Origin of the sequence: Enterobacter sp. 50793107 (assembly GCF_001463365.1) — a bacterium.
GTDB classification, from domain to species: domain Bacteria; phylum Pseudomonadota; class Gammaproteobacteria; order Enterobacterales; family Enterobacteriaceae; genus Enterobacter; species Enterobacter cloacae.
The window spans coordinates 1-15,228 of the sequence record NZ_LNII01000163.1 but is presented as its reverse complement, the minus strand read 5'-3'; the positions used below and the strand labels follow the sequence as shown (position 1 = coordinate 15,228).

The 15,228-nt window shown below is 49.3% G+C and carries 20 protein-coding genes; 6 read left to right on the top strand and 14 right to left on the bottom strand.

Annotated features, from left to right (window positions below):
• Positions 1 to 80 precede the first annotated feature (80 nt).
• Positions 81 to 947, bottom strand: a complete 867-nt coding sequence (locus APU11_RS22950; RefSeq protein ID WP_013098580.1) for a LysR family transcriptional regulator — start codon at positions 945 to 947, stop codon at positions 81 to 83.
• A gap of 105 nt (positions 948 to 1,052) precedes the next feature.
• On the opposite strand from APU11_RS22950, the gene APU11_RS22945 reads away from it, so the two are divergent.
• Together APU11_RS22945 and APU11_RS22940 are read left to right on the top strand one after the other, a co-directional pair.
• The gene (locus APU11_RS22945) at positions 1,053 to 1,514 is read left to right on the top strand and encodes a multidrug/biocide efflux PACE transporter (protein WP_038983886.1); all 462 of its coding nucleotides are present in this window, start codon (positions 1,053 to 1,055) and stop codon (positions 1,512 to 1,514) included.
• Between the two features lie 120 nt (positions 1,515 to 1,634).
• The gene (locus APU11_RS22940; RefSeq protein ID WP_023620440.1) at positions 1,635 to 2,864 is read left to right on the top strand and encodes an amino acid permease; all 1,230 of its coding nucleotides are present in this window, start codon (positions 1,635 to 1,637) and stop codon (positions 2,862 to 2,864) included.
• Between the two features lie 39 nt (positions 2,865 to 2,903).
• On the opposite strand, the gene APU11_RS22935 is transcribed toward APU11_RS22940, so the two are convergent.
• Positions 2,904 to 3,356: an Lrp/AsnC family transcriptional regulator gene (locus tag APU11_RS22935; protein ID WP_013098583.1), complete on the bottom strand. Its 453-nt coding sequence runs from the start codon at positions 3,354 to 3,356 to the stop codon at positions 2,904 to 2,906.
• Positions 3,357 to 3,470: 114 nt separating this feature from the next.
• On the opposite strand from APU11_RS22935, the gene APU11_RS22930 reads away from it, so the two are divergent.
• A complete protein-coding gene (locus APU11_RS22930; protein WP_020687110.1) occupies positions 3,471 to 4,082 on the top strand; it encodes a LysE family translocator in 612 nt (203 codons plus the stop codon).
• A gap of 27 nt (positions 4,083 to 4,109) precedes the next feature.
• On the opposite strand, the gene APU11_RS22925 is transcribed toward APU11_RS22930, so the two are convergent.
• Positions 4,110 to 4,382 (bottom strand): GNAT family N-acetyltransferase, encoded by a 273-nt coding sequence (locus APU11_RS22925; protein ID WP_013098585.1) that lies wholly within the window; start codon positions 4,380 to 4,382, stop codon positions 4,110 to 4,112.
• Positions 4,383 to 4,392: 10 nt separating this feature from the next.
• Positions 4,393 to 4,623 (bottom strand): 4Fe-4S mono-cluster protein YjdI, encoded by a 231-nt coding sequence (gene yjdI, locus APU11_RS22920; protein WP_013098586.1) that lies wholly within the window; start codon positions 4,621 to 4,623, stop codon positions 4,393 to 4,395.
• A gap of 245 nt (positions 4,624 to 4,868) precedes the next feature.
• Here yjdI and APU11_RS22915 point away from each other — a divergent pair, with 245 nt between their 5' ends.
• On the top strand, positions 4,869 to 5,267 hold the full coding sequence (locus tag APU11_RS22915) for a hypothetical protein (protein ID WP_013098587.1): 399 nt from the start codon (positions 4,869 to 4,871) through the stop codon (positions 5,265 to 5,267).
• Positions 5,268 to 5,325: 58 nt separating this feature from the next.
• Here APU11_RS22915 and APU11_RS22910 read toward each other — a convergent pair whose 3' ends face one another.
• Positions 5,326 to 5,940 carry an outer membrane beta-barrel protein gene (locus APU11_RS22910; protein WP_013098588.1) on the bottom strand — a complete coding sequence of 205 codons (615 nt, stop codon included), beginning with the start codon at positions 5,938 to 5,940 and terminating at the stop codon, positions 5,326 to 5,328.
• 93 nt (positions 5,941 to 6,033) lie between these two features.
• Positions 6,034 to 6,663: a helix-turn-helix domain-containing protein gene (locus tag APU11_RS22905; protein ID WP_058650435.1), complete on the bottom strand. Its 630-nt coding sequence runs from the start codon at positions 6,661 to 6,663 to the stop codon at positions 6,034 to 6,036.
• Between the two features lie 404 nt (positions 6,664 to 7,067).
• Here APU11_RS22905 and APU11_RS22895 point away from each other — a divergent pair, with 404 nt between their 5' ends.
• Both APU11_RS22895 and APU11_RS22890 read left to right on the top strand, forming a co-directional pair.
• Positions 7,068 to 8,009 carry a LecA/PA-IL family lectin gene (locus APU11_RS22895; RefSeq protein ID WP_230202357.1) on the top strand — a complete coding sequence of 314 codons (942 nt, stop codon included), beginning with the start codon at positions 7,068 to 7,070 and terminating at the stop codon, positions 8,007 to 8,009.
• A gap of 249 nt (positions 8,010 to 8,258) precedes the next feature.
• On the top strand, positions 8,259 to 9,494 hold the full coding sequence (locus APU11_RS22890) for a tyrosine-type recombinase/integrase (RefSeq protein ID WP_045350901.1): 1,236 nt from the start codon (positions 8,259 to 8,261) through the stop codon (positions 9,492 to 9,494).
• 5 nt (positions 9,495 to 9,499) lie between these two features.
• Here the strand turns inward: APU11_RS22890 and APU11_RS22885 are convergent, their stop codons facing one another.
• The 8 genes from APU11_RS22885 to APU11_RS28695 all read right to left on the bottom strand — a co-directional run.
• Positions 9,500 to 10,177, bottom strand: coding sequence for a phage baseplate protein (locus APU11_RS22885; RefSeq protein ID WP_045623271.1), 678 nt, complete (start codon positions 10,175 to 10,177; stop codon positions 9,500 to 9,502).
• Entirely contained in the window at positions 10,178 to 12,040 is a 1,863-nt protein-coding gene (locus APU11_RS22880; RefSeq protein WP_225561447.1) for a hypothetical protein, read from the bottom strand.
• 2 nt (positions 12,041 to 12,042) lie between these two features.
• Positions 12,043 to 12,243 (bottom strand): hypothetical protein, encoded by a 201-nt coding sequence (locus tag APU11_RS22875; RefSeq protein ID WP_225561446.1) that lies wholly within the window; start codon positions 12,241 to 12,243, stop codon positions 12,043 to 12,045.
• Between the two features lie 130 nt (positions 12,244 to 12,373).
• Entirely contained in the window at positions 12,374 to 13,405 is a 1,032-nt protein-coding gene (locus tag APU11_RS22870) for a major capsid protein (RefSeq protein ID WP_045623267.1), read from the bottom strand.
• A gap of 16 nt (positions 13,406 to 13,421) precedes the next feature.
• The gene (locus tag APU11_RS22865; protein WP_045623265.1) at positions 13,422 to 13,784 is read right to left on the bottom strand and encodes a hypothetical protein; all 363 of its coding nucleotides are present in this window, start codon (positions 13,782 to 13,784) and stop codon (positions 13,422 to 13,424) included.
• Positions 13,781 to 14,002, bottom strand: a complete 222-nt coding sequence (locus APU11_RS22860; protein ID WP_023304372.1) for a hypothetical protein — start codon at positions 14,000 to 14,002, stop codon at positions 13,781 to 13,783. The genes APU11_RS22865 and APU11_RS22860 overlap by 4 nt, the downstream gene beginning before the upstream one ends.
• A 663-nt stretch (positions 14,003 to 14,665) precedes the next feature.
• A complete protein-coding gene (locus APU11_RS22855; protein WP_057059861.1) occupies positions 14,666 to 15,007 on the bottom strand; it encodes a hypothetical protein in 342 nt (113 codons plus the stop codon).
• A partial coding sequence (locus APU11_RS28695; RefSeq protein WP_204375979.1) for a hypothetical protein occupies positions 15,000 to 15,228 on the bottom strand: 229 nt, incomplete at its 5' end. The genes APU11_RS22855 and APU11_RS28695, both read right to left, overlap by 8 nt.

Here is a 15,228-nt window from a genome sequence, read left to right as displayed (position 1 = left end):
TTAAAGGACATGACGATAGTAGAGGATTGTTACTGGCATTTATCTTAATTGTTTAAAAATAGTGAGTTTAATCACAAGGATCAGCGTGCGTCCTGCAGATACTGCCGCAGCCAGCTTCCGGCGACGCCGGGAGGGGATCGTTTATTCCACAGCAAATCAATACCGATCGCGCGAGGCCAGCCAGGGACATTCAACTGCACCAGCGATTTCGCGGCGGCAAATTCTTCCACCAGCGCACACGGCAACACGCACCAGCCAAATCCCTGCACCGCCATACTCAGCAGTAACAGGTAATTCGGTGCCGACCAGACCGGCCCCCGGGCGAGCGTTGCCTCACGCTCAAGGTAGGTGCTGAGCCGCAGTTCCCGCCAGCCGTGCAGCTCATCGGCCTGCACTTCATGTTGCCCGGCCAGAGGATGCGTGGTCGCGACATAAATCGCCATCCGGGTTTGCATCGGCAGCCGGGTGACGCCGATATCGGTCGGGTAAGCGTCACGCGCCTCCGTCAGGCCAACCTGCGCCCTCTCCTTTTGCAGCAGATCGATGACGTCCTCTTCCTCGCCAATCAGGCACTCAAATTCCGTATGGGGAAAACGCTGGTCAAACTGGTTCATCAGATCTTCCAGCACGTCCGGGTTAAGCGTATCAGAGAGGACAAACGTCAGGCGCGCCTCCGTTTGCGCGGTCAACGATACCGCCAGTTCGTCCAGCCGCGTGCTGGCGGCGAGGATCGCCTGGACATAGCCCAGCACCTGCTCTCCCTGAGCGGTTAACACCGGCTGGCGCGCCGAACGGTCGAAAAGATCAAAGCCGAGGTCTGCTTCAAGATTGGCAATCGAGGTGCTGATTGTTGACTGGCTTTTACGCAGCCGCCGTGCGGCAGCAGAGAAAGAGCCCGCTGCCACGGTTTCAACAAACGCGGTAAGGGCTTCAGGTGAGTAGCGCATAACCTATCTACTTTATCGATGGATACCATCTTTAATATATCACCTTTAGCGATAAAAATAGGCGCCATCAACGCCCATACCGGCGAATTAACGAGGTCGAAAGCTATGCAACATCAGGATGCACTCCAACGTAAACTGCCGGAGCGGATCTTCCACGCGGTCTGCTTTGAGGGGATTGCCACAGCGATCCTCGCCCCAACGGCAGCGTGGCTGATGCAGCGTTCCGTGGTGGAGATGGGTGGGTTGACCATTATCCTCGCCACCACGGCCATGCTCTGGAACATTATTTATAACTTCGGTTTCGACCGTTTCTGGCCTGTCCAGCGCGTAAAACGCACGGCAAAAGTCCGCGCGATGCATGCCCTGGGGTTCGAATGTGGGTTTATCGTGATTGGCGTGTCGATTGTCGCCGCGGTTCTGGGCGTCACGCTGCTACAGGCATTCACGCTGGAAATAGGTTTCTTCCTGTTCTTCCTGCCCTACACCATGTTCTACAACTGGGCGTATGACACGTTACGTGAGAAATTCCTGAAGCGCCGTCAGCAGCGACGCGCCCTGGCGGGCTAACTCCCCTCTGGCCGGACGACTGGTCCGGCCAAACTCCGTCGAAGCAACTGCGCTCTCAACGCATAACTATGGTAAATTGCACTCCATTCTGAATGGTTTGCTAGTTGATACGTTGCTCTAATGTCGAAAATTTGGTCAAAAGATGAGACTCTGTGGAGTTTCGCTCTCTATGGCACGGCCGTGGGCGCAGGAACGCTGTTCTTGCCCATCCAGCTGGGCTCCGCAGGCGCTATTGTCCTGTTCATTACCGCCCTTGTGGCCTACCCATTAACCTACTGGCCGCATAAAGCGCTGGCGCAATTTATCCTGTCGTCAAAAACGAAAGGCAATGAAGGGATCACCGGCGCGGTCTCCCACTACTACGGCAGGAAAATCGGGAATCTGATCACCACGCTCTATTTCATCGCCTTCTTCGTGGTGGTGCAGATTTACGCCGTGGCCATCACCAATTCATTAACCGAGCAACTGGCAAAAAGGATGACGGTGGATACCGCCACTCGCGTGCTGGTCAGTTTTGGCGTGGTACTGGTATTGAATCTTATCTTCCTGATGGGGCGACATATCACGATCAAAGTGATGGGCTTCCTGGTGTTTCCGCTGATCGCCTATTTCCTGTTTGTCTCCCTGTACCTGACCGGCAGCTGGCAACCCTCACTGCTCACCAGCCAGATGGCGTTTGATCGCCACACTTTGCATCAGGTGTGGATCTCAATCCCGGTGATGGTGTTCGCGTTTAGCCATACGCCGATTATCTCCACCTTTGCCGTCGATCGCCGCGAGAAGTTCGGTGACGCAGCCATGGACAAGTGCAAGAAAATCATGAAGGTGGCGTATCTGATCATCTGCCTGAGCGTGCTGTTCTTTGTGTTCAGTTGCCTGCTCTCGATTCCGCCGTCCTATATTGTGACCGCAAAAGAGCAAGGGGTGACGATCCTGTCAGCGCTGTCGATGATGCCCTCTTCTCCGGCCTGGCTCGGCATTTCCGGCATTATTGTGGCGATTATTGCCATGTCGAAATCGTTCCTGGGCACCTATTTTGGGGTGATTGAAGGGGCGACGGAAATCGTGAAGTCGTCGCTGAATCAGGTCGGCGTGAAGAAGAGCCGCGCCTTTAACCGTGCGATTTCTATTCTGGGCGTGTCGCTGATCACCTTTGCGGTCTGCTGCATTAACCCGAACGCCATTTCGATGATTTACGCCATCAGCGGTCCGCTTATCGCCATGATCCTGTTTATCATGCCGACGCTGTCGACCTACCTGATCCCCGCCCTGAAGCCGTATCGCTCCATTGGCAGCCTGCTCACGCTGATTGTTGGCGTGCTGTGCGTGTCGGTGATGTTTGTCGGCTAACCCTCGCGTGCCCGGCCTTCTGCCGGGCGCGTCTGATTTTTACAGTGGAAACGGTCTGTCCTGCACGACCGTTTTCATCACCAGCGTAGAGCGAAGATGCTGTACGCCTGGCATGGCAGAAAGTTTCTCGTCATACAGTTTCTGAAAAGCCGACAGATCGCGGGTGACAACATGCATCAGGTAGTCGGGATCACCAAATAATCGCTGGGCCAGCACGATTTGCGGGATCTCTTCCACCGCCTCTTCGAACGCGCTGACCGCTTTCTTATCACCCTCTTTCAGGGTGGCAAACACAATCGCCAGGAAATTAAACCCCATTTTGGCGGGATCGAGATTGGCGCGATACCCCGTAATGGCTCCGCTCTGCTCCAGCGCACGTACGCGTCGGTGACACGGAGAGAGGCTCAGGTTCACCCGCTCCGCCAGCTCCGTAAGAGATAAACGGCCATCAGCCTGCAGTTCAGCAAGAATTTTTCGATCAATGCTATCCATATGGAAGATTTTCTCAATTTTAGCGTTTTATGAGCATAACATTGAAAACTCATTTCGTACCGATACCGATATTCTTTCTCTCCGGGTAATTCAGGTACAGGAGTTTCACAGACGATGGAAATGAGTATTGTGGCCGGTTTTTGGGTGGTGTCCTTCCTGCTCATCATGACACCGGGTGCAGACTGGGCCTATGCGATCAGCGCCGGGATCAACGGGCGGCGCGTAGTGCCGGCGGTGATGGGGCTGATGTCCGGGCATCTGCTCGCCACGCTGGTCGTAGTGGCGGGCGTGGGTGTGTTGATTGCTCAACATCCACTGGCATTATCAGGGCTGACAATTGCGGGGGCGGTTTATCTGCTGTGGCTCGGCATCACGCTGTTACGCCATCCTGCTGCGCCGGAAAGCACCGTGCAGCATGCAGGAAACTGGAAACAGTGGGCGGTGAAGGGATTATGTATCAGCGGGCTCAACCCAAAAGTCTTCTTACTGTTTCTGGCGTTGCTTCCGCAGTTTACCGATCCAAAGGGAAGCTGGTCGATTGCCACGCAGATGTCAGCCTTGGGTGTGATGCATCTTATCACCTGCACACTGGTCTATTTGCTGGTGGGGTATGGTTCGAAAGCGGTGCTGGCGACCCGTCCGCAGGCGGCACGTGCGGTGAGCATGGCCTCAGGGGGGATTATGGTGGCGATCGCGCTGGGATTGCTGCTGGAGCAGGTGAGATAAAAAAACACCGGCCATCGCCGGTGTGTTTTACGCCCGAATATCGTCATATTCCCGCGTGTTATCAAACTCATGCTTTGCAAACGGGCACAGCGGGATAATTTTGCGATTCTCACCGCGCATTTTCTCCACCACCTTCGCCACCAGCTGCTTACCAACCCCTTGCCCCTTCAGGCTCGGATCGACATCAGTGTGCTCAATAATACTCAGATGCTCACCTGTGGGCACGAAGACAATCTCTGCAACCTGATTGCCGTTCGCATCGTTTACATAAAACTTGTTATGGCCTTCCAGAATATCCATGGTTCCTCGCTTATTTTTGGCGATACTGCAGCGCACCGCTCGGGCAGGTATCAATCACGCGTACAACGGTTTCCACGTCCACTTCATCAGGAATGATCCACGGTTTACGTTTCAGATTAAACAGCTTTGCGCTGCCGCGAACGCAGTTACCGGAGTGTTTGCAGATCCCGGTATTGAAGTAGACGTCAATTTTCTCCCCGGTATAGGCCCGGTAACCCGCATCCAGTAGTTCTTTATCCATGACATTGCCTCTGTAATTATTATCGTGCTGAATGAAGCATAGCCTTACGGGATCCTGATGGCTATAACGTATAGCGTTTTCTTGCCGGATTGTTTCCCCTGCGTGCATGACTGACGCAGACGGGGTGGCTGCGTCAGCCTGGCTGATTATTCCCGCCGGGATATTTAAAATTAAACAAGTTTAATCTGAAGATGTATCGGTTGTTTACGATAATGTCCGCTCTGCTTATTTAACACGAGTCCCCCATGAAGAAACGGTCATTATTACTGACTCTGCTCAGCCTCAGTTTATTAACCGCCTGCAGCGCTTCTGCGCCTGATAAGGTTGAACAAATCCATCATCTGCAGATCCCATTAGTTTTACCCGGAGAAAAACCGCCAGAAATTCCGGCATCGCATATCGCTGCGCTGTATCAGGAAAATAAAGTTCAGATCGACCGTTTAACAGCGCAGTTGAAATCAGATTATTTACAACAGACTACCGCGAAAGATATTTTTACCGAAGATAGCCCTGTTCAGCCGGTCTTCGCCTCGCTGACTAAACTTGAGCAGCTGGAAATGGTTAATCAGCAGTACCTGAAAGATAAAAACGTCACGGGACTGCAAAAGATTAACATTGTCCTTCAACCTTTAGTCACCGGTTAAATGCCAAAAGCCCAACTGCTGAACAGTCGGGCTTTTGTAACGGAAAGGATGGCAAAGATTAATCGTGCTGTCCAAATCGCCATGTCAGACCTGCAGTCACAGAGCTTACGTCGCTGCTGACGCCAATCTGGTTGGCATTACCCACGTTGCTTACCCATTGATATTCCAGACGGCCCGCTAAATTTTTGTTAAACGCATACTCCGTCCCGACTGCGGCAAGCGGGCGAACGCCTGTTTCAAAACGATTGTGACCACTTACATCAGATTCAGCACGATAGGCCATCGCCCCGGCACGACCATAGATATCCCAGCTGTCGGTCACGGCATAGCTGGCTTTTAAGGACATCTGTAGCCCCTGGCTTTTCATTTGTGCCCCCGCGCTATGTTTGCCTTTAATCTGCATATTGCCTAAATAATCGTACCCGCCTTCCAGTGCCAGCCACGGAGTCATCTGATAACCCGCGTATACCCCACCACCGACATTATCATGATCGATATTATACTGGTTCGAGCCATTATTATTATCGCTCGCTTTCGAGCCGGTGTTGGCGTCAAAATAGTGTGACCAGCCGAATTTAGCACCGCTATACCAGGTGCCTGTATCTGCCGCTGCAAATGCAGACGTTGCGGTAAAAGCGTTAGCCAGAATTAATGCAACAAGTGTCTTTTTCATAGAAATCCCGTTTACTCTGTTGAATATTTCAGTGAGCAAACGATATCGACAAACACGACGATCGCGAAATCATTTTCTGTTTATTTTTAAATTTTAAAATGACTCTGGCAAATGCCCTACCTCCAGTAAATATCCGCCACGTTTGAACGCGATATATTTACCTTGCTTAAGTGCAGATAATACATTGAGAATACTGCTGCGGGAAAGAAGCGTACGATCCTGAATATATTCCAGAATAGTTATTCGCATCCGCACCTCATCAGGCAGTAATATCATCTCCTGCAGATAGCTGCGAATCACGGAATAGGTGCGCTGCTGCACAACCTGGGCATCACGATAAATGAGATAGGCCGTATGGTACGACAGCAAGGCTGCCACATCCTCCCAGACGCCCTGTTCACGAAATCGCGCGGCGGCTTCATCTGCATCAGCACGCAAAATCAGAGACTCCCGTTCTGCGCGTAGTATATGTCCTTGCGTCGGCTGGATCATCTCGGCAATGCCGAACAGATGAGGCTCAAAAACGCTAACTAACAGCAACCCGTCAGATGCCCGCAGCAAAGAAAGCTCTCCTTCCTGAAAAAGATACATTTGCTGGCGGCCTTTATGTTTCCAGGTAATCCGCTTACGCGGCGCGAGCTTCACTTTTTCCGCAATGGGTTCAAGTACCGCCGTCAGGCGTTCAATGGAGTGTTCAGGGCGAACAGGAGGCAATATATGCATGACACCACCTTTGGGTATTCGATAATGGCCAGTATAGACCACAGCGGCCATCACTCAGACTGGTATGAGGGAATGAAGGTATATCAGAGGGTATGGCATACGTAAAAAGATGATTTGTTTATTTTTGAACTTTACCCGCATGACACGTGATAAGTATGCCCGATTTCCTGAAGTGCTTACATGAATATCAACGTAAACAATGGGGAGAATAAACGATTTAAAAACCCTGCACTCACCCTCTTATTGCTTAAGATTATTCCTAATTCAGCGATAATTATTTTAATATTTTTAATTGATTACAAAATCGCAACCCTTAATAAAGCTTTTAGCGTTTTGAATTGTATATACCACCTGACTATTCTCATTCCTGCCGATAACAACCGGGTAATGATGATGAGAAGTTCGTGCTTCTCAGGATTTTATTTATTCAAATTATCAGGCGGTTAGCAGAACTGAGTGACTTAAATCACGCATTTCGTAAGGACTATCTTTCAATGGCGAAATTCTTCGCCACGCTGTCACAGGAGTCAGACATGAGCGAAAATTTAATCTGGTCAGGAAAAGTTGACGCAAAAAATGCCGAAGGGACAAATACAGGAGTTGCCCTCAAAGCGGGAGAGATAATTACTATTCTGGCCAGTGGTTGGGCCAGGAATGGAAGTGAAAATTTTGCGCTTACCGCACCACAGGGGCGTATTCCCCGAGAGGGTGAAACGCTAACGTTACGCAATCCTTCGCTTCAGGCACGCATTGGTAACGAAAATTATCCGGTTGGTAATCATAAATACCGCTGGTCGGTTCCTGCTGAAGGGGCGCTGACACTGATTTTTGCCGATGGCAAAGACCAGTACAAAGACAACGCCGGTGAATTCAGCGTTGAAGTGTATCGCGAGGCGGATATTTCCGCCGCGGCGGCAGCTCCGTTTGAAGATTTAACCAACTTTGAGCGCGATAACTGGAATAACTGGCAGGCCGGACCTGCCGGGCACGATCTTTACCTGGTTGACACCAGCACCCGCGCCGTCGAGTTTATTACCAGACCTAATAAAAACCATGCCGGTGAGATCCTCAAAAAGACGCTGACAGGTCTGACTGCCGGGCATGAATATACCTGGACGGTGAAAATTGCGCGCATCATAGGAAAATATGAAGCGCCAAAGGTTTCGCTGCGTGCTGATGGCAAAGACATTTCCGCCCCCCTGGAACTGAAGCAGGCAAATGAATGGGTAACCCTGAGTGGAAAATTCAAAGCCACGGGCAGTCAGGCTGAACTCGCGGTAGTCAGCCATGTGTCAGCCAGTATGGGAAATGATTTCCGTATCAAGGAACTAAAAATAAAGGGTTAACGTCAAAAACGTCGGACTGCTATTTAGCGAGAATGCTGGATGGCAGTGCGATGTTCAAAATTGCTTACAGTAAGTAAATCAGCCAGAAAGCTTTAAACAGAGTCGCTTAGGATTTAGTCTTTAAGAAAGGTCTGGAGCGGGCGAAGGGAATCGAAACTCTGTTTCATAATTTCCGCAACGCGACGATCATCGAATCAACATAGTAACTATTATTGATACTTGATTGCGAGATTTTAGAGGATCAGTCTCATGACAATCAAGGGCCAGGAGTATCTTTATCTTTCACCGGACGGTGTATGGCAGTTTCAAATCTACATCCCGTCTTATATGCGTCACATGTTCGGCGGGAAGCGCCTGTATCGGAAAAGTACAGGGACAAGAGATATCTACAAGGCGCGTCACTTCCGTAACCACATGCTGGTAGAGTGGAACAACCTTAAAGAACAGTTCAAGCCTGATACTGAGGATAAGCGTATTCAGCTTGCGATCACTTCCCTGCACTCTCAAATCAGGAAGAACAAGAATAAACCATTGATTGAAGAGCGAGCCAGTTCGATTCCTCACCTGTGCTTCTTACGAGATGAATACGCTACTGCCTACCAGGATCGGAGATCATTCTCCACACTGAGCAAATCGGCGCGAGCCGTTGAGGTGTTTCTCCAGAGTATTGGGAAAGTTGATATCAGCCTGGATCAGATTGGACGCCGATTAGTTACAGACTTCATAGAAGAGCAGCAGAAACGCGATGTAGCGCCCCAGACCGTGCAAAACTGGCTTACATCGTTAGGTAGCCTCTACGAGTTCGCCAAACGCCGCTATGACGCTATAGCCCCCCTAAATCCGTTTCATGGTCACAACCTTGAAGCGCGGCGCACAATTGAAAGCTATCAGCCGTTTGAATGGCATCAGCTATCTACACTACTCAACGAAGCAGACGAAGAGCTACGAGCAGTTATTCTGATCGGTTTGTTCTCTGGTGCAAGGCTGGACGAAATAGCCAGCTTGAAGAAAGAAGAGATCGTTATGGTGGAAGGGATACGGACATTCTACATTAGCAAATCCAAGACGAAGGCAGGGATTAGACACATTCCTATCCATGCTTTTCTGATCGGCATGGTGGATTATTATCTGAGTTTGAACACTGGAGATTACCTGTTACCACAGGCTAACAAGATTGAACGCAAAGACGGTAAGAAAGGACCATTCTATTCCCAGGCATTCACCCGCTTACGGCGTCGCGTAGTGCCTATGGCTACAGACCGTCAGTGCTTTCACAGTTTGAGGGGGCATTTTATCACGTGTCTCGACCGTGCCGGAGTACCCGAACAACGGATCGGATATATCACGGGGCACTCTTCACAAGCCGCTTCTACAGAAGCATTCAAGACCTACAGCGCGGGGTGTTCCATGAAAGAGCTATCCGACTATGTGGAAATGGTGGATTATCCAGAAATCATCTTTCCAGAAACGAAAAAAGGGGCGTAAGCCCCTTATTTCTTAAACTCCGTAGTAACCGTATCACCCTCGGTTTTCTTAGGTGCATTGTTCACTACCTTCTGTTTCACCGTACCGCCTACAGATTTATTTCCCTGCGTTTTAGTCGCGATAACATTAACTGTAGCTTTGCTAACAAGTCTGATCTGTTCAAATTCAAGATCGAATTGCATCGCGTATTCAGATTTATAATCGTAGGAAATGCCGGAGAGAATAACATTCTCGTACACTTTGTGCTCTGTCACTAATGTGATGGGCTGGCGACTGTCAAACATCTTATCGAGGTATTCGATAGCTTGACTGATACGAGTGCCATTCACACCAGCGCTGTATAACAAATCCTTTTCCAGCCTCACCGGAGTTTCGGAAATAATCCCCGATAGCTTGAATGTATTATTCTTAATCTGAACGTGATCGCTCACCTCTGCCCCGCTCTCAACGGGATAGCTGGTAATATCAGCCTGTCTACGGACTCCCGTGTCCGTCACAGCATCAAAAACTATCGCTTGATAGTTTTGAATGTAGCTATCTGAGGACGAATTATATACAGATGCCAGGATGGTGAATCCGTTTTCACCTTTGGTGCGGGTAGCACTGCTATTATTACTATTCGAGGTTGAATTGATACGGGAGGCATCGCTGCCCCCGATAGTTAAACTTCCAGGTGTTGCCATTTAGCCCCCCGTCCCTTGTCCAGATGAAACAGCCAGCACCATACGCTGATTGTTATCACTGATACGCTGATCAACGGTAGCATTAAGCATGTTTCCAAATGTCGGATCAGGAGAAATAGTTAGATGGATAAGCCCTTCCGGTAGCTGATTCTGCAACACTACAGGCTGCATGATCGGCGCACTGGCTGGCTTAACTGGCGCTGCTGCACTCTGTTTCAACATCGAAACAGGAGAGTAATCTCCGTTGGTGCTCTGCGCGTAACTGGTAACGTCCTGCGCCCCGCTCGTACCGTTCCACCATTCGCGCACTGTGTCGAATACATTATGCTCATGTGTGCCGTCTGCTTTAGGCTGGCTGGCTCCGTAGGCGTTAGCCACTGGATTACTCCCAGGTTGTGCAGGTGCTGACGTTGTGCCGTAATGCTGGCTCACCGCCTCTTTAGTAGTGTTGTCACCGTTCAGGAGATTCAGCTTACCTGTGATCCAGTTGGTTAGCTTAATCAAGCCGGATACAAGATCACCGGCTGCTGCCCCTGCTCCCTTGAAGAAAGGTAACGCCTCCTGCATAGCTTCCTTAAACTCTCGCATGGTTTCAGGGTCAATCTCTGACATAAACCCTTCGAAGAATGCCAGCTTCTGGCTATCGGATAGAATGCTAAGTTCCTGGTTAAACTTACGGTAGGCTACAAGCTGATCCTGCTGCTCCTGGTTCAACCACTGACCATTACGCTTGAGCACGTCCACCTGATCAGTGAGTGCCTTACCACCGTTCATAAAGGCTTTGGCGTAAAGCCCGAGATCGTCCCCGAGGTCTTCGAGATTGTGCAAAATTTCCTGTTCACTCAATCCTTTAGATTGCATTGTGTTGGTGTATGAAGAGACAAAACCAAACGGATTTTTAGCCCATTCTTTAAGCTGTTCAGGCGTATACCCCATGTTCAAAGCAGTGTTAATGCCTGTTGGTGCTCCTGTCCATTCACCCTGTTTATTACGTTTCGCATTCAGCGCACCGTCTGCGAGTTTCTCGGACACATCTTTTGCAACATCCAAGTTTTTTCTGGCTCCCTGCGTACCGATACCGGAATCAATCCCGTTAGCTTGTGCAAACTGGCCTAACGATTGCAGAAAGTTGTAATCCACACCGCCCAATCTGGCACGTTGCACAATCTCGCTGCGCTCTTCCTGGGCTGTTACAGCATCTCTACCCCATGAATAAGCACCGTAAGCCGCCGCCCCGATACCAGCGCCAGCCAGCGCACCAGTGCCTAAGCCCATCAGAGAGCCAGAGATCGCCCCTGTAGCCTTACCACCGCCACCAAGAACGTTAGCCCCTCCCGCTTTTGCCGCTGCCCTACGCTCTGCGTTAATGCGTCTGTAGCTCTGCTGCAAGCGCTTAATCTCGCTGTTCTGGCGTTGTAGAGAGATAGTACCTGCTGCATAGGCTTTAGTGATCCGTGACGCTGCAAGCGCGGCCTGTGTAAGCTCAACATTGGTAAGGTGCTGCATACTTTTAAAGCTGCTGGCAGTGTCCAGTAGCTTCAATTCAGCCCGTTCACGGCGCTGTGCGTTTCTTGCGGCCTCTTTCGCTGCCTGAGCCTCTACACGGGCTTGCGCCTTAGCTGCCCTTGCCTTTTCTCGTTCATCGCTATTACGAGGCTTTGACGCTTTCTTATTCAGCTTATCGAGTTCCCTTTCAGCAGATTTTAGCCCCTGGCTGAATCTTTTCATGTTCAACGTAGGGTCTTTAATGCCTTTGGCTTTCTTCTGAATTTGATCGAAAGCGTCCATAGCTTCTTTCATTGAATTACGATCAACACTAAATTTCACCGTGTTCTTGATAGAACTTGTGTGGATTTCAAGCATGATTATTCACACCCTTTCTTTTCGTTCACAAGATAATTAAGTGCATCTGATACACTCATTCCCTTGAAAATAAGTTGTCTTAAATGTGAATAGCTCACATCAAGCGCTCTCGATACGGCTGCTAAATTCAGTAGTTGCTCGGCATTTGTATCATTTAGTTGTAAATGCAAGCCTCGACTCTTTAGGATAAGTTCCAATTTCATCTTTCCTCATTATTCTGGAAATAAAAAGGGGCAAGGGCTGGCGCATTTGCTTTGCGTGTTCCAGTTCCCTACGCCCCTGATTAAAGTTCTTCTTTATTTCCAGACGGGAAGAACTACCGTCTATCGCTCGTTATTCTGAGGCTTTAATGTGAACGGAGAAGTTCAGGCCGTGGTTAACTGGCAGTGCTGAGTTTTCCGAGATCACGTTGATCGTGTTTCCGCGCTCACTTTCGAAGCTCCAGCTATAAACTTCCGCAGGTGCAGCATTAAGGAGTTCGAACGTTGACGAAGCCGCGCCGTAGATATTGGTGTAAATACCACTTCCCTTAGCGAATTGCGGGATGGCGATAGCGTCGGCATCACCCATTTGTGCAAGTAGCAGCGGATCAGTTACTTTCACAACATCGCAATTCGTGCCTGGAATACTGAAAGTGCTCACGCCTGGCAGGAGGTCACGATGCTGGAAAACTACGTTCCCTTCATCAAGTGGGCTGACATAGCGGAAAGCCGCCTCCATCGCAGGACTGAAACGCAGATCGCTATAGAACCCACCCTTGGCGAAAACGATAATCCTCTCTACCTGTGACGCCATACCTTGTGCCGCTTCGGTGATTTGACTCACCATGTCGTCAATCGCACGTAGAGTGCTGCTATCTGTAGCTGACAGATCAAGAGTGGCATTCATCGGGGCTACGCCGAACAGGTCGCCAAAGTCGATTAACAGATCGTCTGTCTTAGGTGTATACACCTGACCAGAGAAGAGTGATCGTGCGAGGTAACTTTCACGGGTTCGCATAAACGCTACAGCGTGTTTACCCATGTAATCGCTGTAAATGTCCGTCACTGTTTCTTGAATATCGCTTCCTGGCTTACGCTTGCCCTGAATATCTGACGGAGTGATCAGATCTTCACGAAGGAAATACGGAAGCTCGATTAGCCATTCTTTGCCGCTCTGACGCTGCGTGGTGTTATGCTCGTTTGAGAAACGCGCCGTAGGCTGGTTGAACAGGCTGGTGTTATCTTCCAGCAGACGGGACACACTAACTTTATGAGAAGAAACGCCCACACCATCAAAGAGATTTAGAGAACTGAGTAGGAAATTTCTGGTGCTGGTTAGTTGGAATAATGGGGAAAGGTCGATACGCTCGTTTCCAATAATCATTATTTATCTTCCTTGCTTAAGAGGTGAAAAATTCACGAGTGGCGAAGCCTTGCGCCTGTAATGCGCTGATCGCTGCTGCGTGGTTAGCTGCGTTGAGATTGTCGCTCTTGAGGGCAACGTATGATCCAACGTTGGGGGCGCGTAGGACGTTCACAGGCTTATTACTTCCAGCTTGAACGAAGTCGGACACGACGACATAAGCCACATTCCCAGAGGTATAGAGAGCGCCAGTGCTATCGAGCACATCGCCGCACTGCACATCAGCAGGAAGAGAAGCGAACACTTTACTGTCTACTGCTGCAAAATTGTCGGTCGCAGCACTCACAATATCTGTGTAGCTTTTACGTACCGGAAAGACTTCTGATAGGTCAATAATCATTGTTTGGTTGATTCCTTATTTACTTTACGTGCAATCAAATCCTGAATAGTGGTTTCTTGTTTTGGTGATTCGTCAGGAAAATACGTATCCATCGCTTTGATCACTTCATCAACCGAACAACCAGCATACTGAGCCACCATCTCAATCATTTGAGGATTGACGGTGAGAACATCATTTTTATATTTGAGTACACGCGATTTGTTATTAAGTAGAAACATCTATTTTTGTTTCCTTCGCGTTGTGACTGCGTTCATCTTTTCATTAATAACGAAAGTGTTAACGCAAGTTGTTAAAAAGGGGCGATTAAGCCCCTGGAGAGTATGCCCTTGTTAGAAAGCATTGTTTAACGTCATTTTCGTTTCGGAGGATTATGATGTTAAAGAATGGTTTCTTTAAAAAAATGAAGGGCGCAACTGTTATGAATAACAGAAGAAGGATCGCCCGTCATTGCTCCCACCTCAAAACAGAAGCCCTTCTGTCATGGCGAGAAGTGGGAATGGAATCTCAATATCACCACTGGAATAGTAATAAGAGATTGCCAGCCTGAACGTAACGACCACTGACGGCATTTATTCAGTCTGACTACATTCATCCTAACGGAATGAATGAGCAAAGAGCGAATGCTCTTTCTGAAAAAGTCGGAGATGCGCGGTGATTGCGATGCAATACCAACACAACGAGACATTACATCCCGCGCATTCCTTCGGAACTAAACAAGACAAAGAAGAAAGAACCAACACTTTCAGAGAGAAAATTCAGATGGAAAGAGTGCCGCTATGGGAAACGGCATTCAGGAGGGAGAAGTGATTCGAATTCTTACCCTATAACTCTAATTATGACACAAATAGCACAATAAGTCAAGACATTTCGTAACTTTTATGTTATGCGCATTCTTCCGCGATCTGGATGGCAAGCTCTCCGAGTTCAACGGTGATGTGTTCCATAGCGAGGGCAAGCTCCTCCATATCATTGGCAATGCGCCACGCCTGATCCACGGTGACGGTATCCCCGTTCATCTGCACCAGGTGCTCTACAGCAGCGCTCCAGTGTTCAAGGGCGGTAATTGCCTGTTCAGTGTATTGTATCGCTTCCAGAAGCGCGGAGGGCGTTCTCTCACGCCACGCCTTATTAACAAGCCGCAGGGCTGGTAAATGCCAAATGTCGTGGAAAGAGTTAATTAGGGTGTTCACGATGTTCACGATGTCCATAGTTTTATTATTCATTGTTTTCCTTGTCGTCAAAGAGAATGTCAAAATCTTGTATGTGGTGAGATAAGCCGTTAGTTTGGGAATACCCCACCCAGTCAATATAGTTTTCTTGACCTGCTCCCCGTTGATTAGTACACCCCGATGTTAGTAATGTCTTCATAAGCCACATGAGGACATCCCCATGAAGAAGCGTTTTTCCGACGAACAGATCATCAGTATTCTCCGCGAAGCCGAAG

Excerpts from the sequence above, each read along its gene's own strand:
- APU11_RS22950 (WP_013098580.1), bottom strand. The coding sequence starts at position 947 with ATGCGCTACTCACCTGAAGCCCTTACCGCGTTTGTTGAAACCGTGGCA.
- APU11_RS22945 (WP_038983886.1), top strand. The coding sequence starts at position 1,053 with ATGCAACATCAGGATGCACTCCAACGTAAACTGCCGGAGCGGATCTTC.
- APU11_RS22940 (WP_023620440.1), top strand. The coding sequence starts at position 1,635 with ATGTCGAAAATTTGGTCAAAAGATGAGACTCTGTGGAGTTTCGCTCTC.
- APU11_RS22935 (WP_013098583.1), bottom strand. The coding sequence starts at position 3,356 with ATGGATAGCATTGATCGAAAAATTCTTGCTGAACTGCAGGCTGATGGC.
- APU11_RS22930 (WP_020687110.1), top strand. The coding sequence starts at position 3,471 with ATGGAAATGAGTATTGTGGCCGGTTTTTGGGTGGTGTCCTTCCTGCTC.
- APU11_RS22925 (WP_013098585.1), bottom strand. The coding sequence starts at position 4,382 with ATGGATATTCTGGAAGGCCATAACAAGTTTTATGTAAACGATGCGAAC.
- yjdI (WP_013098586.1), bottom strand. The coding sequence starts at position 4,623 with ATGGATAAAGAACTACTGGATGCGGGTTACCGGGCCTATACCGGGGAG.
- APU11_RS22915 (WP_013098587.1), top strand. The coding sequence starts at position 4,869 with ATGAAGAAACGGTCATTATTACTGACTCTGCTCAGCCTCAGTTTATTA.
- APU11_RS22910 (WP_013098588.1), bottom strand. The coding sequence starts at position 5,940 with ATGAAAAAGACACTTGTTGCATTAATTCTGGCTAACGCTTTTACCGCA.
- APU11_RS22905 (WP_058650435.1), bottom strand. The coding sequence starts at position 6,663 with ATGCATATATTGCCTCCTGTTCGCCCTGAACACTCCATTGAACGCCTG.
- APU11_RS22890 (WP_045350901.1), top strand. The coding sequence starts at position 8,259 with ATGACAATCAAGGGCCAGGAGTATCTTTATCTTTCACCGGACGGTGTA.
- APU11_RS22885 (WP_045623271.1), bottom strand. The coding sequence starts at position 10,177 with ATGGCAACACCTGGAAGTTTAACTATCGGGGGCAGCGATGCCTCCCGT.
- APU11_RS22880 (WP_225561447.1), bottom strand. The coding sequence starts at position 12,040 with ATGCTTGAAATCCACACAAGTTCTATCAAGAACACGGTGAAATTTAGT.
- APU11_RS22875 (WP_225561446.1), bottom strand. The coding sequence starts at position 12,243 with ATGAAATTGGAACTTATCCTAAAGAGTCGAGGCTTGCATTTACAACTA.
- APU11_RS22870 (WP_045623267.1), bottom strand. The coding sequence starts at position 13,405 with ATGATTATTGGAAACGAGCGTATCGACCTTTCCCCATTATTCCAACTA.
- APU11_RS22865 (WP_045623265.1), bottom strand. The coding sequence starts at position 13,784 with ATGATTATTGACCTATCAGAAGTCTTTCCGGTACGTAAAAGCTACACA.
- APU11_RS22860 (WP_023304372.1), bottom strand. The coding sequence starts at position 14,002 with ATGTTTCTACTTAATAACAAATCGCGTGTACTCAAATATAAAAATGAT.
- APU11_RS22855 (WP_057059861.1), bottom strand. The coding sequence starts at position 15,007 with ATGAATAATAAAACTATGGACATCGTGAACATCGTGAACACCCTAATT.